The following is a 235-nucleotide window of genomic DNA, read 5'->3' as shown; positions in this document are numbered from 1 at the left end:
TTTCTTCAATCTTTTTTATCCTCTCTGCTCACTCACCAAATCTCGTATTTGTTTATTTAACTGTGTAAGAATCTACGGGAGGTACTTCTGCTCCCTCAGCATTTAATTTCTCTAAATGAGGCATCACTTCTTCATACGTACAATGTGATCCTGTAAAACCAAGTCCACTTCTTTTCCCTTTTAGATTCAGTCGCCATTCTCCTTGGTTGCTAGTACGTGGTGTGGGTATAACGGA

General features: G+C 39.6%; 1 pseudogene. It reads right to left on the bottom strand.

Features of this window, described 5'->3' with window-relative positions:
* Positions 1–55: 55 nt before the first annotated feature.
* A pseudogene (gene spoVFB / locus JDS98_RS29915) lies at positions 56–190 on the bottom strand (dipicolinate synthase subunit B); the annotation flags it as partial.
* Positions 191–235 lie beyond the last annotated feature (45 nt).

The organism is Bacillus cereus group sp. N11 (genome assembly GCF_016483605.1).
In the GTDB taxonomy this organism is placed as follows: Bacteria; Bacillota; Bacilli; order Bacillales; family Bacillaceae_G; genus Bacillus_A; species Bacillus_A toyonensis.
The sequence above is the reverse complement of the archived record's forward strand: the minus strand, read 5'-3'. Positions and strand labels throughout refer to the sequence as shown.